The organism is Spirosoma foliorum, from assembly GCF_014117325.1.
Classification (GTDB): Bacteria; Bacteroidota; Bacteroidia; order Cytophagales; family Spirosomataceae; genus Spirosoma; species Spirosoma foliorum.
Genome location: NZ_CP059732.1, coordinates 2,261,782 through 2,284,147, shown reverse-complemented (window position 1 = coordinate 2,284,147; position 22,366 = coordinate 2,261,782). Strand labels below are relative to the sequence as shown.

22 protein-coding genes are annotated in these 22,366 nt (G+C 44.8%); 11 read left to right on the top strand and 11 right to left on the bottom strand.

What is annotated here, in order from left to right; genetic code table 11:
• Position 1: 1 nt before the first annotated feature.
• The 4 genes from H3H32_RS09380 to H3H32_RS09365 are packed head-to-tail and all read left to right on the top strand — an operon-like array spanning position 2 to position 2,674.
• Positions 2 to 292, top strand: coding sequence for a nucleotidyltransferase family protein (locus H3H32_RS09380; protein ID WP_182462421.1), 291 nt, complete (start codon positions 2 to 4; stop codon positions 290 to 292).
• Entirely contained in the window at positions 276 to 719 is a 444-nt protein-coding gene (locus H3H32_RS09375; RefSeq protein WP_182462420.1) for a HepT-like ribonuclease domain-containing protein, read from the top strand. Before H3H32_RS09380 ends, H3H32_RS09375 begins: the two co-directional genes overlap by 17 nt.
• Complete coding sequence (locus H3H32_RS09370; RefSeq protein ID WP_182462419.1) at positions 720 to 1,970, top strand: sulfate adenylyltransferase subunit 1; 1,251 nt, start codon at positions 720 to 722, stop codon at positions 1,968 to 1,970.
• Positions 1,971 to 2,014: 44 nt separating this feature from the next.
• A complete protein-coding gene (locus H3H32_RS09365) occupies positions 2,015 to 2,674 on the top strand; it encodes a Uma2 family endonuclease (protein ID WP_182462418.1) in 660 nt (219 codons plus the stop codon).
• Positions 2,675 to 2,748: 74 nt separating this feature from the next.
• Here H3H32_RS09365 and H3H32_RS09360 read toward each other — a convergent pair whose 3' ends face one another.
• Positions 2,749 to 4,245 (bottom strand): glycine--tRNA ligase, encoded by a 1,497-nt coding sequence (locus H3H32_RS09360; protein WP_182462417.1) that lies wholly within the window; start codon positions 4,243 to 4,245, stop codon positions 2,749 to 2,751.
• A 90-nt stretch (positions 4,246 to 4,335) separates the two neighbouring features.
• Between H3H32_RS09360 and H3H32_RS09355 the strand changes: the two genes are divergently transcribed.
• The 4 genes from H3H32_RS09355 (at position 4,336) to H3H32_RS09340 (ending at position 7,862) form a co-directional block, all read left to right on the top strand.
• A complete protein-coding gene (locus tag H3H32_RS09355; RefSeq protein WP_182462416.1) occupies positions 4,336 to 5,658 on the top strand; it encodes an AAA family ATPase in 1,323 nt (440 codons plus the stop codon).
• Positions 5,658 to 6,134: a hypothetical protein gene (locus H3H32_RS09350; RefSeq protein ID WP_182462415.1), complete on the top strand. Its 477-nt coding sequence runs from the start codon at positions 5,658 to 5,660 to the stop codon at positions 6,132 to 6,134. The genes H3H32_RS09355 and H3H32_RS09350 overlap by 1 nt, the downstream gene beginning before the upstream one ends.
• A gap of 126 nt (positions 6,135 to 6,260) precedes the next feature.
• Positions 6,261 to 7,202 carry a ribose-phosphate pyrophosphokinase gene (locus H3H32_RS09345; RefSeq protein ID WP_182462414.1) on the top strand — a complete coding sequence of 314 codons (942 nt, stop codon included), beginning with the start codon at positions 6,261 to 6,263 and terminating at the stop codon, positions 7,200 to 7,202.
• 90 nt (positions 7,203 to 7,292) lie between these two features.
• A complete protein-coding gene (locus tag H3H32_RS09340) occupies positions 7,293 to 7,862 on the top strand; it encodes a 50S ribosomal protein L25/general stress protein Ctc (protein ID WP_182462413.1) in 570 nt (189 codons plus the stop codon).
• Between the two features lie 126 nt (positions 7,863 to 7,988).
• On the opposite strand, the gene H3H32_RS09335 is transcribed toward H3H32_RS09340, so the two are convergent.
• Positions 7,989 to 10,310, bottom strand: coding sequence for a heavy metal translocating P-type ATPase (locus H3H32_RS09335; RefSeq protein ID WP_182462412.1), 2,322 nt, complete (start codon positions 10,308 to 10,310; stop codon positions 7,989 to 7,991).
• 11 nt (positions 10,311 to 10,321) lie between these two features.
• Positions 10,322 to 10,528 (bottom strand): heavy-metal-associated domain-containing protein, encoded by a 207-nt coding sequence (locus tag H3H32_RS09330; protein ID WP_182462411.1) that lies wholly within the window; start codon positions 10,526 to 10,528, stop codon positions 10,322 to 10,324.
• Between the two features lie 218 nt (positions 10,529 to 10,746).
• Here H3H32_RS09330 and H3H32_RS09325 point away from each other — a divergent pair, with 218 nt between their 5' ends.
• From H3H32_RS09325 to H3H32_RS09315, 3 genes are all read left to right on the top strand, one after another.
• Positions 10,747 to 13,845 carry an efflux RND transporter permease subunit gene (locus H3H32_RS09325; protein WP_182462410.1) on the top strand — a complete coding sequence of 1,033 codons (3,099 nt, stop codon included), beginning with the start codon at positions 10,747 to 10,749 and terminating at the stop codon, positions 13,843 to 13,845.
• Positions 13,846 to 14,307: 462 nt separating this feature from the next.
• Positions 14,308 to 14,985, top strand: coding sequence for a response regulator (locus H3H32_RS09320; RefSeq protein WP_182464294.1), 678 nt, complete (start codon positions 14,308 to 14,310; stop codon positions 14,983 to 14,985).
• A gap of 98 nt (positions 14,986 to 15,083) precedes the next feature.
• Positions 15,084 to 16,502 (top strand): sensor histidine kinase, encoded by a 1,419-nt coding sequence (locus tag H3H32_RS09315; protein ID WP_182462409.1) that lies wholly within the window; start codon positions 15,084 to 15,086, stop codon positions 16,500 to 16,502.
• 109 nt (positions 16,503 to 16,611) lie between these two features.
• Here H3H32_RS09315 and H3H32_RS09310 read toward each other — a convergent pair whose 3' ends face one another.
• The 8 genes from H3H32_RS09310 to H3H32_RS09275 form a co-directional block, all read right to left on the bottom strand.
• Positions 16,612 to 17,298: a hypothetical protein gene (locus tag H3H32_RS09310; protein ID WP_182462408.1), complete on the bottom strand. Its 687-nt coding sequence runs from the start codon at positions 17,296 to 17,298 to the stop codon at positions 16,612 to 16,614.
• On the bottom strand, positions 17,295 to 17,672 hold the full coding sequence (locus tag H3H32_RS09305) for a GntR family transcriptional regulator (protein ID WP_182462407.1): 378 nt from the start codon (positions 17,670 to 17,672) through the stop codon (positions 17,295 to 17,297). Before H3H32_RS09305 ends, H3H32_RS09310 begins: the two co-directional genes overlap by 4 nt.
• A 2-nt stretch (positions 17,673 to 17,674) precedes the next feature.
• Positions 17,675 to 18,511 (bottom strand): hypothetical protein, encoded by an 837-nt coding sequence (locus H3H32_RS09300; RefSeq protein WP_182462406.1) that lies wholly within the window; start codon positions 18,509 to 18,511, stop codon positions 17,675 to 17,677.
• Positions 18,508 to 19,380 (bottom strand): ABC transporter ATP-binding protein, encoded by an 873-nt coding sequence (locus H3H32_RS09295; RefSeq protein ID WP_182462405.1) that lies wholly within the window; start codon positions 19,378 to 19,380, stop codon positions 18,508 to 18,510. The genes H3H32_RS09300 and H3H32_RS09295 overlap by 4 nt, the downstream gene beginning before the upstream one ends.
• A gap of 155 nt (positions 19,381 to 19,535) precedes the next feature.
• Positions 19,536 to 19,772: a hypothetical protein gene (locus tag H3H32_RS09290; RefSeq protein WP_182462404.1), complete on the bottom strand. Its 237-nt coding sequence runs from the start codon at positions 19,770 to 19,772 to the stop codon at positions 19,536 to 19,538.
• A 154-nt stretch (positions 19,773 to 19,926) separates the two neighbouring features.
• On the bottom strand, positions 19,927 to 20,136 hold the full coding sequence (locus H3H32_RS09285; RefSeq protein WP_182462403.1) for a hypothetical protein: 210 nt from the start codon (positions 20,134 to 20,136) through the stop codon (positions 19,927 to 19,929).
• Between the two features lie 110 nt (positions 20,137 to 20,246).
• Positions 20,247 to 20,579, bottom strand: coding sequence for a hypothetical protein (locus H3H32_RS09280; protein ID WP_182462402.1), 333 nt, complete (start codon positions 20,577 to 20,579; stop codon positions 20,247 to 20,249).
• A 99-nt stretch (positions 20,580 to 20,678) separates the two neighbouring features.
• Entirely contained in the window at positions 20,679 to 22,274 is a 1,596-nt protein-coding gene (locus H3H32_RS09275; protein ID WP_182462401.1) for a peptide chain release factor 3, read from the bottom strand.
• Between the last annotated feature and the right edge of the window lie 92 nt (positions 22,275 to 22,366).

Genomic DNA, 22,366 nt, shown 5'->3' with positions numbered 1-22,366 from the left:
TATGCCAGTAAATGACTTTCAATCCCTACAAACTTATCTAAGAGATAAGCAGATTTTCGACCGGTTCGGCTTAACCCGAATCGGCGTATTTGGGTCTTTTGTACGAGGAGAGTCATACCGAGATATCGACCTGCTTATCGACGAAAACATTCCCTATAAGCAGCTTATTGCTCTAAGAGATGCGTTACAAACAGATCTACATATTCCGATCGATTTGATGCTCCAGGCATATGCTGAACCGATTATTTTGCACCGGGCCTTAGCTGATGTTCGCTATGCAACCCAGTCTTAAAACGGATTTAGTCTACTGCTTACGGATTCTGGAAGCGATTGGGAAAATCAATTTGTATGCAACGGGTTATGATGATCCTTTTGTTTTCTTTGAAGCCAACGATCAAAAAGATTTCAACGCCTGCTTGTTACAACTACTACATATTGGCGAACAAGTCAGTCGTATTAGCGAAGAAACGAAATCAAGTTATGTCAATATTCCCTGGCAAACGATTAAAGCTCTTCGTAATATAGTAGCTCATGATTATGTAGGCGTAGATAAATTGATTGTATTCGTAACGATAACCGAACATATTCCTGTTTTCAAAGTGGATATGGAGCACATCATCCAAACTGAATTGAAGCAAGGAAATTTTAACCAAACGGAGTACGACATGTCGAAACAAAGCAATTTCTATCGCCATATCGACTTCACGAATATTGAGTAAATGGATCTTCTCCGATTTATAACTGCCGGTTCGGTCGACGACGGCAAAAGTACGCTCATTGGGCGTCTTCTTTACGATTCTAAATCCATTCTGGCCGATCAGCTGGAAGCTATTGAGCGCGCCAGCAAAAGCCGTGATGACGGTGAAATTGACCTCGCGCTGCTGACAGATGGCCTCCGTTCTGAACGGGAACAAGGCATCACCATTGACGTAGCCTATCGCTATTTTCAGACTCCAGCCCGCAAGTTTATCATTGTGGATGCGCCAGGACATATTCAGTATACCCGTAACATGGTTACTGGGGCATCGAACTGTCAGTTGGCCATTGTGTTGGTCGATGCACGACATGGAGTGGCTGAACAAACTCGTCGGCACTCACTCATCGCGTCACTTTTGGGCATTCCCCATATTGTGGTGGCTGTCAATAAAATGGATTTGGTTGGTTATTCGCAGGATGTGTTCACGGACATCTGTATTCACTACGCCGAATTAGCCAAAAACCTGAATGTGAAGCAGGTAACTTATATTCCGATGAGTGCCCTCAACGGAGATAACGTGGTTGATCGCTCAGAATCAATGCCGTGGTATGATGGTCAAACATTGTTGGAACATCTGGAAACAGTTGTGATTGACGATGACATTAATTTGATTCAAGCTCGTTTCCCTGTTCAATACGTTATTCGGCCGCAAACCGCTGAACTGCATGATTATCGGGGTTATGCCGGAAAAATCACCAGTGGCCAGTTCCGTAAAGGTGATGCAATAACGGTATTTCCATCGGGCGAGACCTCAACCATCGACGCTATCGAAATCGCCGAAACTCATCTGGAGGAAGCGACTACCCCCATGTCAGTCGTGCTGCATTTAGCAACCGATGTAGACATTAGCCGGGGTGATCTTATTGTCCGTTCGGAAAGCCAGCCATTGAGTAGCCAAACGGTTGAAGCGATGCTGTGCTGGATGGATTCCAAGGAGTTCAAGGTAGGGAATAAATACGTGTTACAGGTCGGGACGTTCCGTACCCGTTGCTCCGTTCGCGAGATTGCCTATCAACTGAACGTCAATACATACGAACAGATTAAAGGTGTAGAGCAACTACGGTTAAACGATCTGGCCAAGGTTGTTTTACGAACGGCCCAACCCATCAGTTTTGATCCCTATGCAACCAACCGTGCTTCGGGTGGCGCAATCCTAATCGACGAAACATCGAACGTAACGGTGGGCGCTTTAATGCTGGTAGGCGAAGCGTAACAACACGGCCTTTTTCGTATATTTGAGTAAAGACCTGATACTATATGACCGAATTAGCTGCTCAACTTCTTGAATCGCCCAAGGCTCCGCAGATTATTCAGCAAGTACAGGCGATTCTCAACGACGAAAAAAATCGTAGACAGGCATTTTATAAGTGGTTGAATGATGACATGAAAGCCGAGTTTATCAATGGCGAAATCGTTGTTCATTCGCCAGCTCTACACAGGCACAATTCAGCTGTGATGCTTCTTGGTACGTTATTAAATGCCTTTGTCAGCAAGCGACAGCTAGGCATTGTGCTTGTCGAAAAAGCATTGGTTGAACTGACGCGTAATAGTTACGAGCCGGATATCTGCTATTTTGGGCCAACTAAAGCAGCGGGGATTCAACCTGATTTGCTTTATTATCCAGCTCCTGATCTGGTAGTGGAAGTATTATCAAAAAGTGCGCAGAAGAACGATCGGGAAATCAAGTTTGAAGATTACGCAGCACACGGCGTTACTGAGTACTGGCTCGTTGACCCAATCCGTCAAACGATTGAGCTTTTTACATTCGATTCAGACACAGAGGCTTATGCACTAATCGGTTTATTTCGAATGGGCGAAACCGTCAGTAGCCTTTATCTAGATGGTTTTACAATTCCTGTGAAAGCAGTCTTCGATGCAACGGCAAACGTGACCACATTGCGTACACTATTGGTCTAATAATCAATACCTTTAGAAAATAGAAAAGCCCAGAAGTTGATTTCTGGGCTTTTCTATTTTCTAAAGGTATTTTTCTACATTTTCTCCAGCACTCGTTCCATCGAAACCTCGTAACCAATTTTAGCCTTCAGCTCGCTTATAGGAATACGAACTTGTTCGGTTGTATCACGGTAGCGGATCGTAACAGTGTTATCCTCCAGCGTCTGGTAATCGACAGCGATACAGAATGGTGTACCGATTAAATCCTGACGAGTATAGCGTTTACCAATGGCATCACGCTCTTCATAAACCACTCTAAATTCCGAACGTAGATTCTTCACGATTTCTTCTGCTTTTTCGGGTAGACCATCTCTGCGCATCAACGGGAATACAGCCGCTTTTACAGGAGCCAATGCCGGGTGCAGTTTCAGATACGTCCGTTCTTTCTGTTGGTCTCCCTCACCCACAGTCTCCTTGGTAAAGGCATTACAGAACACAGCTAAGAATAAGCGATCGGCGCCAACAGATGTTTCAACTACATACGGAATGTAATTGCCGTAAGGCTTGCCAGTTGCTTCGTCGATATCATTGTCGAAATATTGCTGCTTTTTACGACTCAGTTCCTGGTGTGCTTTCAGGTCAAAATCGGTACGAGAGTGAATTCCCTCCATTTCGCGGAAACCGAACGGAAATTTATATTCGATATCAACCGCTGCGTTGGCGTAGTGAGCCAGTTTTTCGTGAATATGAAATTTGAGTTTTTCGGCGGGTAAACCAACGGCCTCATGGAACTTCATCCGCGTATCACGCCAGGTTTCGTACCACTTCATTTCAGTGCCAGGGCGCACAAAAAACTGCATTTCCATCTGTTCGAATTCACGCATCCGGAATGTAAACTGCCGGGCTACGATCTCGTTCCGGAATGCTTTACCGATCTGGGCGATCCCAAACGGAACCTTCATCCGGCCCGTTTTCTGCACATTCAGGAAGTTAACGAAAATACCCTGTGCCGTTTCAGGACGCAGGTAAATCAAGCTGGCGTCTTCAGCCAATGAACCCACCTGCGTCGAGAACATCAGGTTAAACTGACGAACTTCGGTCCAGTTATCGGTACCCGAAACAGGGTCTTTAATACCTTCGGCAATAATAAGATTTCGAACCCCTTCTAGGTCATTGTCACCTAATAAGCGCCCCATTTCCTGTAACAAAGCTGTACTTTTCGCTTCGTCGCCCGCATTCGCATAAGCTTCTGCTTTCAGCTCCAGCAATTGGTCGGCGCGATAGCGTTTCTTCGAGTCTTTATTATCGATCATCGGGTCGTTGAACGAATCAACGTGGCCCGACGCTTTCCACGTCAGCGGGTGCATGAAGATCGACGCGTCAATTCCAACCACATTGTCGTGGAGTTGCGTCATGGCCTTCCACCACAGCGTTTTGAGGTTATTTTTAAGTTCAACGCCATTCTGACCATAGTCATACACAGCCTGTAGCCCGTCGTAGATTTCGGACGATGGAAATACGAAGCCATATTCTTTGGCGTGGGCAATAATGTCTTGTAAGGAGGTAGCCGGGGAAACTTTCTGCTCTGTCATAATCAGTTACTGATACCGCAAAGATAGTGTTTACGCCGAAAATCCCCGAAAATGGCTAACTTTCGGCAGTAGCTTTGCTGATAAAAAACTATGCTGATTAACTCGCTCTCGCTCAAAAACTTCAAGTGTTTCGAAGAACTCGACGTAAAATTCGCACCAATTACTTTACTAACAGGTGCAAACAGTAGCGGCAAGAGTTCATTGATCAATGCAATTTTGGCGGTGTTGCAGACTGAGGAATTCCCATTATACCTTTCGCCAAATGGTAAATATTTGAATATGGGTAGTTATGAAGAAATTGTATTTGGCAAAAATCTTACGAAAAATGTAGGAATAAAACTTCAACCATATTCCTTCATATGGAGAAATTTCAAACCTATTTTTGAATGGATTTGGGAGTATGATGAGTCAAATGATCTTCCTAGATTAAAAGAGCTTTCCGCTAAATTTGAAGCAAATGCCTATGTCCAAGAGGAGTGGAGTATGGACGTGCGTAGAGAATATAATAATTATAAATTCAGCTTGGATGCTTATGCACCAGACATTAGATTCCCTCAAGTTCGAGAGGCTTTAGAAAAAGTCGATAGTTTAAAAAATCATATTCAACCTGCTTCACAAAAAAAAGGCCCAGATATACACCTAAAAGTAAATAGATACTATCATCATCTCAAAGAAATTGCCGAATTATACAATAATCCTAATTTTTACTTTCGTGATGCACTTCGTAATGTCTTCCCAGATAGAAATTTTAATTATGTTGGCTCTTTCCGTCATCCTCCAGAACGAACATATTATCAAAAATCTAAAGCTCAGTCTAAAATAGATTCTGATGGATCTGGCTATATTGACCAGATTATTGAATGGGAACAAACAAATCCAGAGAAATTAGCCAAACTGAACGAAGTGATGCGTCAATTAGAACTCTTTTCGGAGGTTCAATCGACTATGTTAAAAGGGGGTAGATTTGAGCTAAATATTAAAACCCAGCCCAAAGCTAACTTCACGGCATTGACAGATGTTGGCTTCGGAATCAGTCAATTTTTACCAATTATAGTAGCAGACCTCCAACTACAAGATCAATCCTGCCTTGCCGTTTCTCAGCCCGAAATTCATTTACATCCTAAGATTCAAGCTCAATTTGGCAATTATCTATCGAACCAAATCAATAGCACTCAAAAGCAATACATTATTGAAACACATAGCGAGTACCTACTTAATCGAATTAGGCTGTTGTTAGTTAATGGCGAATTACACCCCACCCAAGTTAGAGTACTTTATTTTGAAAATGATGGCACAAAAAGCAAAGTATATAACATAGAGTTTGCAATCGATGGCCAAATTAAAGGAGCACCCCAAGGCTTCTTTGATACGTATGGAATTGATGTTATGGATATTGCCTTGAATGCACATTGATGGAAAATCCTACTGCTGAAGAGTTAGAAAATATTTTAAAAACTGATCTTTTTGTCGATACTAACATTGCCAAGAATTTCAAGAATCCACTTGATCCTGAATACAAAAAATTATTGCTTTGGCTTAGGACAAAAGGATGTTGGGTTGTTTCCAAAAAGTTATTGGTCGAATATGGGCGTAGTAATCAGAATATAGCGGTTCTAACAGATCTGCTTCAACGTCAGGGCCGGTTAAAAACCATTGATAACGAAGCACATAATAAATTAATCTTCACAAAACTTACGGAAAAACGTCTGACCTGCAATGCTGAAGATCGGTGGCATTTAAAAACAATATTACTTTCACATCGTAAAATCGCTATTATTATTGATGTTGCCTTACGTAATGATGTCAATAATCATCCAATTTATAAAGGAGTAAAGCCACAAGCCGTAGCTCGACCAGAGGAAATTGACTACGAGAACTATATTGTTTAACCTACATCTACCCCTAAAACATCATTTACTGATCCAATCAGAATCTCTTTCCACAAAGAAAATTCACACTCCAGCACGAACCGGCCCGTTTTTTCCGTACCTTTGCGGAAAATTTGTCTGGCACACATGGCATCGTTTAATCCGGTTAAGATTTTTTCAGGAACTCAGTCTACCTATCTGGCTGAAAAAATCGCCCATTATTACGGCAAAGACTTGGGCGGATATACCTGCCGACGGTTTAGCGATGGTGAGATGTCACCCAGTTTTGAAGAATCGGTTCGGGGTTGCGATGTATTTCTGATTCAGTCAACTCCCCCACCCGCCGATAACTTGCTCGAATTGTTGCTCATGGTCGATGCCGCTCGCCGGGCTTCAGCGCACTACGTTACAGTTGTCATTCCTTATTTTGGGTATGCTCGTCAGGATCGGAAAGACAAACCCCGTGTGTCGATTGCCGCTAAACTAGTGGCAAATATGCTGGCCGCGTCGAAAGCAGATCGGTTGATGACGCTCGACCTTCACGCAGGGCAAATTCAGGGTTTCTTCGATTTTCCGGTCGACCATTTGGAGGGAACATCCGTGTTTGTACCCTACATTAAAAGCCTGAATTTAGAGAATCTGGTCATAGCCTCGCCTGACGTAGGTGGTGCCAATCGCGCCCGTACGTTTGCCAAGCATTTCAATGCCGACATCGTACTGTGTGATAAACACCGCAAGCGGGCCAACGAAATTGCCTCCATGCAAGTCATTGGGGATGTAGAAGGTGCCAACGTGGTGCTGGTCGACGATTTGATTGACACAGGTGGCACGATGGCGAAAGCGGCCCAGATTATCATGGACAAGGGCGCTCAATCGGTACGCGCTGTTTGTACACACCCGATTATGTCAGGGAAAGCACACGAAAACATTGCGAATTCGGTGTTGGAAGAGTTGGTCGTTTCTGACACGCTACCACTCAAGCAGGCCAACGACAAAATTAGAGTACTATCGGTGGCTGAGTTATTTGCCAAAGCCATTGGCCGTATTCGAGATCACGAATCTATTAGTTCATTGTTTATAAAATATTGAGTGATTGAGTGATTGAGTGATTGAATAGCTTACGCAAGACTATTCAATCACTCAATCACTCAATCATTCATTCACTAAATAATTTTTGTCATGAAAAAAATCGAGATTGTAGGGTATCAACGAGCGAATCTCGGCCGCACGGAATCACAAGCGATTCGGGCCGAGGGTAATGTTCCGTGTGTGTTGTACGGTGGCGAAGAGCAGGTGCATTTTTATGCTCCCGCAATTCTGTTCCGCGACTTAGTTTATACGCCCAATATTTTTGAAGTAGCCCTCAACATTGAAGGCGCTGAATACCGGGCTATTCTTCAGGAAACTCAATTCCACCCAGTAAGTGACGTGCTTCTGCATGCCGACTTCCTGTTGGTAACCGATAGTAAGCCTATTAAAATTGCCGTTCCCGTTCGTTTGGTGGGTTCAGCTCCAGGTGTACAAAAAGGTGGTAAACTTGTTACGCGGGTTCGGAAATTACGCGTGAAAGGTACTGTTGAAAACATCCCTGATTTCATCGATGTCGATGTATCGGGTCTTGATCTGGGCAAATCTGTTCGTGTTGGTCAGATTTCTGTTAACAACATCGAGATGCTCGAACAGGCATCAAACCCAGTGGCTAGCATCGAAATTCCACGTGCACTGCGTGGCTCGGTTTCGGCCAAATAAATTCGGCATATTGCCAACTTTTTATACTAATAGATTTACGAAAATCCCCACTAGAAAACTGGTGGGGATTTTTTGTATAAATGTGACGTAGTACGTCGGGTTTGAGAACCCGACACCACGGGTAGATTACAGTTTCATGCCCCGCAGGCGTAAGCTATTACTTACGACGGAAACTGAACTTAACGCCATTGCTGCTCCAGCCACCATTGGATTTAGCAAAAAGCCAAACGAAGGATAAAGCAAGCCAGCCGCTACAGGAATACCGATCAGGTTATAAATAAATGCCCAAAACAGATTCTGGCGAATAACCTGAACCGTTTGTTTCGAAAGCTGTAGAGCTTTAGGTATACTGGTAAGGTCGGATGTGATTAGCGTCATTCGGGCTACGTCCATTGCAATATCAGACCCTTTGCCCATGGCAATACTCACATCGGCCTGGGCCATTGCCTGTGAGTCGTTAATCCCATCGCCCACCATCGCTACTATTTTCCCCTCAGCCTGTAATTCTTTGACAAAATTGGCTTTATCGGTAGGCATTGTATTCGCTTTAAAGTGCTCTACTCCTACTTGCTTTGCCACAGCAGCAGCTGTCTGGGCATTATCGCCGGTTAGCATATAGACCGCAATGCCCCGGTTTTGCAACAGGTCAATAGCCTGTTTCGAGCTTGCCTTAATGGGATCAGCAATAGCGATGATCGCTAATAGTTCATTTTTCGTTCCGTCAGCACTACGTCGGGCAAAGAACACAACCGTTTTAGCCAGACTTTGCCAGTCTGTCGCCTGTTTTGCCAATGCTTCGGGCAGTTCGATCTGATGATCAGTCAACAGGCTATGATTGCCCACCAAATAGATTTCATTCTGGTAATAGGCTTTTACTCCGCGTCCCGTTATACTGTCAAAAGAATCCAATGCGATTGATTCCGTATTGGCTAGTTTCGTTGTCACGGCCTCTGCTAGCGGATGTTCGGACTGAGACTCTATCGTATATACTATACGTTGGGCCTGAATCAGCTCATTTCCAGAAATAACCCACTGCAAATCGGTTACAACTGGTTTTCCTTGGGTAATAGTACCAGTCTTATCTAAAACAATAGCATTAACTCGATGGGCGACTTCAAGACTTTCGGCATCTTTTATAAGTATGTTATTTTCGGCCCCCTTGCCAATACCCACCATAATGGCGGTTGGCGTAGCCAGTCCTAACGCACAGGGGCAAGCAATAACCAGCACCGTTACAGAGGTCAGCAACGCCGTTGTAAAGGGATCGGCATGAGGAGCCAGATAGTGCCCGAATGCCAACCAGATCACGAACGTCAGCAGGGCAATACCCAGAACGATAGGCACAAAAATACCGGCAATCCGATCAACCAGCTGTTGTACAGGCGCTTTACTCCCCTGGGCATCCTGCACCATACGAATGATTTGCGCTAACAATGTATCAGCCCCTACCTTTTCAGCTCGAAATCGGAAACTACCCTTTTGATTGATCGTTCCGGCAAAAACGGCGGTACCGCTCTGCTTCTCAACAGGTATTGACTCGCCACTGATCATGCTCTCGTCGACATACGACTGTCCCGATTCGACTTGTCCGTCTACTGGAATTTTCTCCCCAGGGCGAACGAGCAGCAGTTGCCCAACCTCTACGGATGAAATGGGAATCTCGCGCTCGGTAGTTCCTTCGACCAGACGAACCGTTTTAGGTTGCAAACCCATTAGCTTTTTAATAGCCGATGAGGTAGTTGACTTGGCACGTTCTTCGAGCACTTTGCCCAACAAAATAAACGCGACAACCACCGATGCGGCTTCAAAATAAACATGCGGATGTTGCCCCCGTTGATGCCAAAATTCAGGATAAAGCGTATTGAACGCGCTAAACAAAAAAGCAATGCCTGTACTGAGCGCCACCAATGTGTCCATGTTCGCTCTGGCATGGCGAGCCTGTTTCCACGCATTCGTAAAGAATGAACGGCCCAACCCAAAAACAACCGTTGCCGATAACACCATCATGAAGTAATTGGCATAGGTAGACCAGACGTTGGCTTCAAGCTGGTCCATGAAAAACATGCCCAGAACAACAATCGGTAATGATAGAATCAACGCCCAGCTAGTGCGTTGTTTTAGCTGATGATAGTGCTGCTTTTGCGCTTCGGCCTGTATTTGTTGCGGGTCGGCTTGGCTCGGGTCTTCAGATTCGATAACAATATCGTACCCCATAGAGCGAACGGCCTTTTGCAACTCCTCTACAGTTACGACTTTGGGGTCAAACCGCACCCAGGCAGATTGATTGGCGTAGTTTACCCCCGCATCACTCACTCCTGGAGTACTTTTCAGTATAGATTCTACACTGACAGCACAGGCCGCGCAGCTCATCTCAAGCACCGGAAAAGTTTTCCGAATGCCAGTGGCCTTCGCCTCTTTGGGCAGTGAACTTCGCTCAATCGTAGTCATTGACGTAGCTATTAATTCAGCGGTTCGGCCTTGTAGCCAGCTTTCTCAATAGCCTGTTTGACTATTGATGTATTACTAGCCTCAGCGGTCAGTACTTTATCGGGCGTCTGAACATCAACCTGCCAATGACCTTCACCTACAGCTTCATTCAGAAAAGGAGTAACAGCAGCTATACAGCCGCCACATTTAATATTGGTTTTGAATTTTAGGGATTCCATAGTTTTATGATTCTTCGTTTAATGGCTAACAAAGTTTATTCGACAAATATCACCCCAAGGCCTGCCAGAATGCTTACAGAATTGTGGACAGTTCTCATAAAATTAGTCCAATTCATACGTTTATGTTTTAACCTTTTTTTAACAATAGATTAAGCTGGATTTAAGTCTGAAAGTGGACTTTTGTAACTGTACCAATATCTGCGCTGTACACCACCGGCATGAATAAGTTCATTAAGAGTATTTTGTCCTTCTCGCTTAAGAACAAATTTTTTATATTTTTCCTAACAGCGTTGTCCGTAGTAGCGGGCGTTATCAGTTACCAGAATACCCCCATTGAAGCCTTTCCTGACGTTACCAATACACAAATTACGCTGATCACCCAATGGCCTGGTCGGTCGGCAGAGGAGGTTGAAAAGTTCGTTACGATCCCTATTGAAATTGGGCTAAACTCGGTTCAAAAACGTACCGATATCCGTTCGACTTCCCTGTTTGGTTTGTCCGTTATTAAAGTACTTTTTGATGATGGTGTCGATGATACATTCGCTCGGCAGCAAGTCAATAACCTGTTGAGTGGTGTTGAGCTACCAGAAGGTATTCGTCCCGATGTACAACCTCCGTATGGCCCAACGGGTGAGATTTTTCGGTACACGCTCCAATCGCCGACCCGCACCGCCCGCGAATTAAAAACCATTCAGGACTGGGTCATTGATCGCCAGTTGAAAAGCGTACCGGGTGTAGCCGATGTAGTAAGCTTCGGTGGCGAGGTGAAAACCTATGAGATTTCAGTCGATCCGCGCCGATTGATGGATTATAATATCACTCCGCTTCAAGTGTATCAGGCAGTTGCCAATTCCAATGTGAACGTTGGGGGCGATGTTATTGAGAAAAACTCAGAGGCTTACGTAGTACGTGGTATTGGGTTGTTGCGAAACCAGCAGGATATCCAGAATATCACGGTTAGGAACATCAAGGGAACGCCGATCATGGTACGCAATGTGGCCCAGGTATCGGAGTCTGCCTTACCGCGGCTTGGTCAGGCGGGTCGTGATAAGCAAGATGACGTTGTTGAGTGTATCATCGTTATGCGGAAGGGTGAAAATCCCAGTGAAGTTATTGCCCGTGTAAAGGATAAAATCAACGATCTGAATACCCGGATTTTGCCCTCCGATGTGCAGATTAACACCTTCTACAACCGCGAAACGCTGATCAATTTCGCAACACATACGGTTACCCACAACCTTATTGAAGGAATCATCTTTGTAACGGTCATCGTATTTATTTTCATGGCCGACTGGCGCACCACCGTCACGGTATCGATTGTTATTCCGCTAGCGCTCTTGTTTGCCTTCATCTGTCTGCGACTTAAAGGTATGTCGGCAAACCTGCTGTCGATGGGCGCTATCGACTTTGGGATCATTGTTGATGGAGCCGTGGTAATGGTCGAAGGTATATTTGTTACGCTTGACGAGTTGGCTCACAAAGAAGGCATGGCGAAGTTCAACAAGCTAGCCAAATTAGGCGTTCTTCGGAGAACAGGTACCGAAATGGGCAAGGCGATTTTCTTCTCCAAGTTGATCATTATTACCTGTCTGGTGCCTATCTTCTCGTTCCAAAAAGTGGAAGGCAAGATGTTTTCTCCATTAGCCTGGACGCTCGGATTTGCGCTGCTCGGCGCGCTGATTTTCACCTTAACTCTGGTACCTGTATTAGCCAGTATTCTGCTCAAGAAAAACGTTCGGGAAAAACATAACCCTTTTGTCAACGTCGTGACGAAATATTCGACGAAAGCATTTGGATTTACGTTTGCTCACAAAAAAATGAGCTTGCTCGTAACAACGATTATTGTAGCCATTGGCTTATCGGGTTTTAGTTTGCTGGGAACCGAGTTTTTGCCTGAATTGAACGAAGGTTCTATTTATGTACGGGCCACGATGCCGATGAGTATTTCGCTGCCGGAGTCGGTGAAGCAAACGGTCCAGATGCGTCATATTTTCGAGCAGTTTCCCGAAGTAAAAGGTGTCATTTCACAAACAGGGCGCCCCAACGATGGTACCGATCCAACTGGCTTTTATAACATTGAATTCCTGGTCGACATTTACCCGCAGGATGACTGGAAGAGCAAGCTAACGAAAGAAGAACTGGTCGATAAAATGCAGGAGAAGCTGGCTGTATTTCCGGGCGTAAACTTCAACTTTTCTCAACCCATTATGGACAATGTTGAGGAAGCAGTTTCGGGTGTAAAAGGCTCTATCGCCGTTAAAATTTACGGTCCAGATCAAACTATTCTGGAAACCAAAGCGATCGAAATCCAGAAGCAACTGGCAACTGTACATGGCATTGAGGATTTAGGCGTTATTCGTACGACGGGTCAACCCGAAATGCGGGTCGAATTAGACGAACGAAAGCTGGCCTTATATGGTGTCAATAAAGCGGATGCCGAAGCTGTAATTGAAATGGCTATTGGCGGTAAAGCGGCCACACAAATTTATGAAGGAGAGCGAAAGTTCGACTTACGGATTCGGTACGACCGCCCATTCCGTTCGAATGAGCAACAGATCAGCCAGTTAATGGTACCCACCGAAACGGGTAGCATGATTCCTGTTAAGGAAATTGCAAAGGTATACACTCAAATGGGCCCAGTATTGATTTTCCGGGAAGCCAGTCAACGCTACGGAGCGGTGAAATTCTCGGTACGCGGACGAGATATGGGTAGTGCCGTTGCCGAAGCACAACAAAAAGTCCTGGCCAACGTTAAATTACCATCTGGCTACACAGTAAAATGGGCAGGAGATTTTGAGAACCAACAGCGCGCAACAGCTCGTCTGGCGCAGGTAGTACCGATCAGCTTGCTGGCCATCTTCTTTATCCTGTTTGTCTTATTTGGCAATGTTAAAGATGCTGGTTTAGTGCTGTTTAATGTGCCGTTTGCTATCATTGGTGGCATTGCAGCTTTGCTGATTACGCATGTTAACTTTAGCATTTCGGCCGGTATTGGTTTCATTGCTTTGTTTGGTATTTGTATTCAGAATGGTGTAATTTTGATTTCGGTCTTTAAGAAGAATCTTCGGAATAGTTTGCCATTAAACGAAGCAATTCGGGAAGGCGTTGTTTCTCGAATCAGGCCCGTTGTTATGACGGCAATGATGGCAGGCATCGGTTTAATTCCAGCGGCAGTTTCTCATGGTATAGGCTCCGAAACGGCTAAACCTCTGGCCATAGTTGTCATTGGCGGATTGATCACAGCGACTTTATTGACCCTGTTTATTTTTCCTCTGATCTTCTATGCGTTCTATCGAGCGAAATCTGTAGACCATTAAGATTCGGTGAATTTTATATGCGTTAGGTAATTTTAGCTATCGTAGCGCGTTATAAATTGAAATATTTTATAAGATTTGTGGTGTAATATGGCCCAAATACAAAGCTTTTTTGTGCTGTATAAAAGAAATTGCGTAGTTTCGCATAACAATCCTTTACAAAGGGAAGGTTGAACATCAAGATCAGGCGGCCGCCCGGTCGTCGATCTTGAAATGGTGTGGATAGAAGCGGAAAGCCGCCCCGATTTTCGGAGCGGCTTTTTTGTTTTCTAACGGACAGCCTTCAACTTGGTTTAACCTACTTTTAATGCTGTTTTCAAGTCCTTTTAATTCACCTAGGCGACCTTGAGCAATGAAGTAGGGATGCACCTTAAATTACTTTTGCCGGAACGCATAGCTACTAGTGTAAACTAATAATTTATTCTGTCGTTTTTAAATCAGACAATAGCTATGTATGTTGCCGATATGAAAATTCTGGTGGTAGAAGACGAGCCCAAATTAGCCTCGTTTGTTAGGAAAGGTCTGGAAGAACAATCCTGCGAAGTTGACGTGGCTTTCGATGGTCAGGTTGGGCGAACAATGGCCCTTAATAATCCCTATGATGTGATTATTATGGACATCAATTTGCCTAAAATGAACGGTTTCGATGTGGTTCAGGCCATTCGTCAGGAAAAGAATCGTACGCCTGTGCTCATGCTAACGGCGATGGGCTCCGTTGATGATAAACTGACCGGTTTTGAAGCCGGTGCCGATGATTATTTGGTTAAGCCCTTTGAGTTTCGGGAACTGATGGCGCGGCTACGTGCGCTCACCAAGCGAAGCAGTGAAGCAGGCATGCAGGCCAATGTTCTGAAAGTGGCCGACCTAGAGTTGGACCTGAATGAAAAAATAGCCCGTCGGAGCGATAAACGAATCGAATTAACGGCCAAAGAGTTTGGCCTGCTCGAATACCTGATGCGTAACCGCGGTCGCGTTGTTTCCCGTGTCGATATTGCCGAGAAAGTTTGGGATATTCATTTCGATACAGGCACCAATGTCATTGACGTATACGTGAACTTCCTTCGCAAAAAAATTGACAAAGATTTTCCGAAAAAACTCATTCATACCGTAATTGGAATGGGGTATATGTTAAAAGAGGAGTAAAGGGAGAAAGGACCAAAGGGAAAAAGGAAAAGGGATTGTATCAGTAACTTCTCTTTTCCCTTTCCTCCTTTCTCCCCTCCTCCCTTTCCTCCTTTTCTATGAACATCCGCACTCGCCTAACGCTGCTTTTTGTTCTGCTGGTCGCTTCGATCATGCTGCTTTTTACGGTTTCTGTTTACTATCTGTACGATCAGTTCAGACAACAGGAATTTGAGCAACGACTCTCCGAAAAGGCATTTACTACAGTACGGCTTCGCGAAGATGTAGGCGAAGTGCCTCAGGCCGATTTACCTGTTATGGTCAACGAACAGGTAACGGTATATAACTCCAAAGGTGTAGTCCTGTACAACCAGGGAAATCAACGTCCTCACTACCCGGTAACGCCGAGTTTTCTTAGCAAAATCACGCTTAAACATCCGCAGTATAGCCGCATTGGCGATCTGGAAGCCGTTGGTGTTCGGCACCTGAACTCAAAGGGACAGGTTCTGCTGATCGTGGCATCGGGTAACGATCGCTATGGCCTGACGAAACTCGATCGACTCCGTGAAATTCTGTTTTCAGGCTGGTTATTGAGCCTGGTGATCGTTGGAATCGCCGGGTATTTATTTGCTACTGACGCACTCCGTCCCGTTGCCGAACTGATTGGCCAGGTAAACGCAATTTCGGCAACCAACATCCACGAGCGATTACGCGTAGGACGACAACGCGATGAGTTAGCGGATCTGGCGAATACATTCAATGACTTACTCAGCCGACTCGAAGAAGCCTTCGTCCTGCAAAAGAGTTTCGTTTCGCATGCATCTCACGAGTTACGAACGCCCTTAACCGTCATGATGGGACAGGTTGAGGTAACCCGACTTATGGCGCGCTCGACGGATGAATATGAGTCTTCTCTGGACGCTTTGCTCGATGAGGTTAAAAGTATGATTCGACTCGTAAACGGTTTGCTTGAACTGGCGCGTGCCAGCTCAGACGCAGTCATGTTAAATCATCAACCGTTGCGTATTGACGAACTATTATGGCAAGCTCAGAGCCATGTGATCCATACAAAGCCCGATTACCAGATTGACATTGACTTCGACAATTTGCCAAATCAGGAAGAAGAACTCGTCATCAACGGTGAAGAATCGCTCCTCCAGACGGCTTTCCAGAACCTGATGGAAAATGGCTGCAAGTATTCGCCCAATGAGAGTGTGTCGGTCAGAATTTCGTTTGAACGAGGGTTCGTACAACTCACGTTTACCGATCAGGGTTATGGCATTCCAGAATCCGATTTACCCCACATTTTTGAGCCTTTCTACCGCTCCGAATCAACCATGACCATCAAAGGCCACGGTATTGGTCTGGCCCTCACTAAACGAATCATCGAACTCCATCGAGGGGTTATCAAAGTTGAGTCGGTTGTTGGCAAAGGCACTAAATTCTGGATAACACTACCCATCCCCTATCGCTCAGCCAAGCTCCCGGAAGCCACTTATTCTGCCGACGAACACGCTCAATCGGAGGCAACTAGCTAGTACTCGTCCAAACCAGATTTTATTGATCCTTTTGATTCTTTTTTCTGATAACCAATAGAATCGAAAGAATCGCATAGCATCTATTTTGAAAAAGCACTAATAATTCTAATTACTTCAGCCATTTCAACGCCTGTCCTTGCAAATCTAGTTGAGCCTTTGGCGAAGCCTGCATCTTGAACGCGTTTATCTGCGTGTTTTTCAGACCAATACCACTCGAATCCGCCACAATCGCTCGTAACGATTTAACTTGATCATTTCCCAGGGCAGCGAAACTATTTTGATTGGCTACTAACGTAAGTGAATCTAAAACCGACAGATTTACCGTTCGTAAGCGGCTTTTTTGCAGCGATACCACCAGCTTATCCGTTGACCAGTCCTGTAACGTCAAACGGCTGTTTTTAACTTGTAGCAACTGGACCACAGGCACTTGCAGTACCACTTGCACTCGTAATTCACGATTGGCATCGTCGCGAGGTTCGTTTTGATAGCCGCTATAATCTGGAGTGAAGGCTATAAAGACAGTATCGCCTTTTTGGTCAGCCCGGTAAAATTTAACCTGGTCAGGATCAATTAATGCCTGAGATTTCCCAGTTGTTTTTATAACGAGTATTTCATCATTTGGCGACCCTTCAATAACCCAGTGTTTAGCCGTTGGCAGCGGCTGTACGACAAATTCCTGATACGGATTTTTCCAGTCGATTTTCTCGAATTGCTGCTTGAGCAATACATCCGTAGCGATCATGCCGGTTAACGTGACGAGGGCAATAACAGCCAAAAGAATATAACTTGTTTTCATTGTGCGTTAGTGGTTGCATTTACGTATTCATCGTAGCGTGTTTCTATTTCGCGCAGGCTAATTCCCAAAAGGGTCAGGTTTTTAAAGAATTGAGGCAAATCATTTTGCAGAAACTGTTCCCGGCGAAATGAGCGAATCTTGTCCAGCGCATCGTCGGCAGAAAAGTAGCCGATGCCGCGTTTGTTTGCTATAACCTCTAGCTGACTTAGAAACTCATACGTTCGCATGACGGTATTCGGGTTTACTTCCAATTCGGCAGCCAATTCACGCACCGACGGAATCTTCTCTCCCACTGGCCAGCGACCCAGCAGGATCTGCTCACTTACATACTCAGCGATTTGCAGATAAATGGCTTGTTTGTCTCGAAAATCCATCGCTATATCTCCCGCTCTTTAAGTCGAACATAGGCCGTTATGTACAGCAGAACAATTGCCGTAAAGCCCACTATATATCGTAATTGACTACCTATGAAACTGGGGATCTGGACTATCCGGTATTGATACTTCTGAATTGGCGATTTGGCAATTCCCTCTGCAAAGGGAAAACTACTTCTAATGGTGTCGGAACCAGTCAGGTTTTGTAACAGGAAGTTATTAATGAATAAACCCGAGAATAGTAATCCAAATGCGACAATTACAACGAGCGGCAATGTGTAACGCCGAATAAGCAAAGCAAATGCGAGCGTAAATGAGTGTAGTAGAGCCGTAAAAACCCAGGACGAAGTCGGTATGTCGCGCATACTGATGTGGTTAAAAAAGGGCTCAATTTTGAGCATACTTCCTCGCTCACGAATCTCCACAAGTTTATCGGGTGACCAATGCCGATTATTTATGAATGAAACCCCAATTGTATCGGCCAGAAAGAATAGGCCTAAGTAAACGACTATAAATCCAAGTCCTGAAATAAGCCAGATAAGCGCTATTTTTTCGAACTGGGAAGCGGGTTGCATCAGGTAATTTATGGCGCGCTCCTTCTGATTTATTCCTGCGATTTGTTGTACTGTAAAAATGTACCAACAGGGCCAACCAAGCGCAAAAAATAGGATTGACCGCGTATTTCTGACAGAAACAGGAATGCTTTGATATGTGATTGCCCCAAAGACAACTAAACAACCTATCAATAAACCAAGGCTGGCCAGCAACTGCCCACGGCTATCTGTAAAATACTTGCGTAACAACCGCCCGAAGCGGTTAATTGAAAAAGTCTGGTTCATAGGGTTGCATAGATTGAGGTGTCTGAAAACAATTGACTAATCCGGCGTGGTTCGGCCTGAACCGTATTGAAAAGCCGCTCCAAATCGAGTCGACTGGGTTCACCCGTCAGGTTTTCGGCAACAATGGCATACCCGCCTATGGCTCGCTCGGAATACAAAATCGGGCGGTTTGTATCCAGTTCCGAAACCATGCCGAACCACAATTTGGCCGTAATAGCCTCTACGCTGGCTTTCAGCGCGACGGTCATATTCGAACGGGAATTCTCGGCTAGAATCACAACCGGATCAATCAGTGTTTCGAGATCACGAACCTGGTGTGTCGAAATCACCACTGTCCGACGTTCATCAACCGCTCCGGCAACCAATCGGCGAAACTGGCTTTTTGAGGGAATATCGAGCCCATTTGTTGGTTCATCCATCAGCAATACGGCCGTATTCGTGGCCAAACCGAATCCAATCAGTACTTTTTTCTTCTGCCCATACGAGAGTTCATTCAGTTTCTGATTGTCGGTCAAACCGAACTCCTGAATATAGTTTTTCATTTGCTCTCGGTCGAAACGGGGGTAAAATGGCGCATTGGAGTCAACAAACTGCCGAATACGTACCGAGGGCATATAGAACTCTTCGGGCACCAGAAACATATCTTCCAGAAATGCTGGCTGGCGATTGCCGGGCAGATAGTCGCCAACTCGAATCGTGCCTGATTTTGGGTACAATAAGCCAGACACCAAACGCAGAAGCGTCGATTTCCCGGCCCCGTTAGGCCCCAGTAATCCATAAATTGACCCTGTTGACAGGCTTAAGTCAAGACCTTCGTAAAGCGGCCTCCCCCGTTGATAACCAAACGATACATTACTTAGCTTGATCATAGATCATCAGTTGTTTTAGTGTATTAGTTAAATAGTACACTGCAATAGTAGTTATCTTTTTATTTACATGTCAAGCTTTTAACAAAATTTATTTAGAAAGCATAAAAAAAGCCTCTCGAAATGAGAGGCTTTCAGGGTAACAAACTGATTATGTATTAATTCGAAGGTGCCTTTTTTGCGTCTTTCTTCAACATCTTAGCATCGTGCTTCAGATCTTTCGCAGCATCTGCCTTCATATGGTCGTTCTCTAATTTAGCTTCCTTCTTGGCCATTTTAGCATCATGCTTTAATTCTTTGGCCTCCATTTTGGCTACTTTTTTCGTGTTGTCCTGCGCAACTGCAGAACCTACCATAAGCAGCACAACTGCGCTGGCTATCATTAGCTTCTTCATAACGTTAGTAGTTAAATTATTGGGACTATTACCTAGATAAACTACCTATTAGCAAAAAAGTTATACTTTTTCTAGTACCATTGAGTTGTCTAGACACAAAAATAGCCTCCTGACCGGGAGGCTACTTCAAGGTAAAGCGAGTAGCGAGTATATATTAGCTCGATTGCTTTTTCATCATTTTGGCATTTTTCTTCATCATTTTAGCCGAGTCGGCCATCATGTCGTCGCCGGATTTTTTAGCATCATGCTTCATTGTTTTAGCATCTTTTTTCATTTGCTTACGCTCCTTTTTCACATCGTCCTGCGCGAAAGCAGCGCCCGATAGTAAGCAAATTGCAACGGCAGCCATCATTAACTTTTTCATTAGTCTATCTGGTTTTAGTAGTTTACAATACCCTGATAAAACTCCTGAGTCGAAAGAAGGTTATTAAACCTCGATTAAATGATAGGCAATATAGCTAAGCAAATCATTTACTAATTCGATTTCTTAGGCAATCTTTTTTGACCTTTTACAGACGACGCGCCCGTTTTAATGCTACTACTGGCATCCACCTTTGCCGGGCTATTCGTTGGATTTTGTGAAGCCTGCGCCTGGTCATTTGTCAAACCAGTTCCAGCGCCAATAGATGCCCCGTTGGTACCATCATGCGTATTCGCTGCCGATGGGTTTGAACGGGCAGCATCCGTTGCCGATACGGTTCCGGCAGACGATTTCTTGCCGGAAGACCGTTTTGGTTGCTTTTCCTGAGCCGAGACCGACCCGGCAAGTAGCAAAACAAGCGCGAGTGTTGCGAGTGAGCGTGTCATAGTATAATCCGTTTTAACGTGAGTAATACTTATAACAACCCACTCGCTTAAAATGAGTTTTAGTTGAAGGGCAGAATCTAAGCGTATGGGCCTAACGATTTAGGCTGCCACTTTAAATTCTGATGTCAGATGGAACTGAATATCAGGGTTATTTTGCTGGTTCATCCGTAGCATCCAGTCCGATTCGGCCAGAAAAACAGGGTTCTGATCCTTATCGTAAGCAATCTGATTGCCTTTTAATCGGATAAATTCAGCCAGTTTAACCGGGTTCTCCGCTGTAATCCAGCAGGCCTTGGTGTAATTCAGGTGTACCCAACGACATTTCGCCCCGTATTCGTTCTCTAATCGGTATTGAATTACCTCAAACTGAAGTTCACCCACGGTGCCAACAATTTTTCGGTTACCCAATTCAAGTGTAAATAGCTGAGCTACTCCTTCATCGGTTAACTGCTGAATACCCTTATCCAATTGCTTCGACTTCATCGGGTCGAGGTTGACAAGCTCCTTGAAAATCTCGGGAGAGAAACTCGGAATACCCTGGAATTGTAATTCTTCGCCTTCTGTCAGCGTATCACCAATTTTGAACGTACCTGTGTCGTATAACCCAACTACGTCTCCGGGAAATCCTTCTTCCACTACGCTCTTGCTATCAGCCATAAAACTGAATGGGCTGGCAAAGCGTACGTTTTTATCCAGGCGCGTATGGTGGTAAAACTTATTCCGTTCGAATACCCCTGAACAAATCCGTAGGAAGGCGATCCGGTCACGATGGCGCGGATCGAGGTTGGCGTGGATCTTAAAGACAAACCCGCTGAAGTTTTTCTCATCTGGAAACACTTCCCGCTTATCGGTCGGCCGGGCGATGGGTTCCGGTGAAATATCGCAGAACCCTTCGAGCAACTCCTTAACACCAAAGTTATTGACGGCTGAGCCAAAGAACACAGGCGCTAATTTTCCGTCCAGATACGCTTGCCGATCAAAATCGTCGTACACGCCTTCAATCAATTCAACATCCTCGCGAAGTTGAGCCGCATCCCGAGCCCCTACCTTCTGATCCAGTAGATCATCCGCCAAATCAATAGCCAGGACATCGTCTTCTACTTTAGTCTTATTGACTTTGAAGAAATATAACTTTTTCTCGATCAGGTTATAAACTCCTTTAAAATCTGACCCCATATTGACCGGCCAGGTCATGGGCCGCACACGTATGTTCAGTTTCTCCTCTAACTCATCCAACAAGTCGAACGGATTACGGCCTTCGCGGTCGAGTTTATTGATAAAAATAATAACCGGCGAGTCACGCATCCGGCAAACTTCCATGAGTCGCTCGGTCTGTTCCTCTACGCCTTTTACGCAGTCAATCACCAGAATAACACTATCAACGGCGGTTAATGTGCGGTAGGTATCTTCGGCAAAATCTTTGTGACCAGGTGTATCGAGGATATTGATCTTCAGATTATCGTACTCGAAAGTCATCACCGAGGTAGCCACGGAAATACCCCGTTGTTTCTCAATTTCCATAAAATCTGACGTAGCTGTTTTTTTAATCTTATTAGATTTAACAGCTCCGGCAGTCTGGATGGCTCCTCCAAACAGGAGAAGTTTTTCGGTCAGTGTTGTTTTCCCCGCATCGGGGTGACTAATGATGGCAAATGTCCGCCGACGAGCGGTTTCAGCCTGTATATTGGTTTGCATTATTCTCAGAATCAGACGACAAAGATAAGGATTCAATGATGAATTATGAATGATGAGTTAAGGTATTAGCTAATTCATAACTCATCATTCAT